This window comes from Agrobacterium sp. ST15.16.055, from assembly GCF_027956555.1.
In the GTDB taxonomy this organism is placed as follows: Bacteria; Pseudomonadota; Alphaproteobacteria; order Rhizobiales; family Rhizobiaceae; genus Agrobacterium; species Agrobacterium salinitolerans.
In genome coordinates this window covers 1-238 of sequence record NZ_JAQKGN010000044.1, presented here as the reverse complement: position 1 = coordinate 238, position 238 = coordinate 1, and the positions used below count along the sequence as shown (strand labels likewise).

1 pseudogene is annotated in these 238 nt (G+C 54.6%); it reads right to left on the bottom strand.

Annotated features, from left to right (window positions below):
- Positions 1 to 184, bottom strand: a pseudogene (locus tag PL599_RS22780) (IS5/IS1182 family transposase); the annotation flags it as partial.
- Positions 185 to 238 lie beyond the last annotated feature (54 nt).

Below are 238 nucleotides of genomic sequence, written 5' to 3'. Positions count from 1 at the left end.
ACATGCGTGTGGGATCGAGCGGCGGACGGCCGTTGTCGGCACAGTAAAGACCGGCAACACGATCATGGATAAATGAGAAGTCGATCACCGCGTCGATCTTGCGAAGCAGGTGATCTTTCGGGACCAGACTATCGAGCGTCACCATCTCGAGAGCGGTCTGTTCAGGAGCAGGTTTCTTCAACATGTCCCAATGAATCATAAACCCCCAGCTCACGCCAGGGGTTTGTCAGCAGTCTGA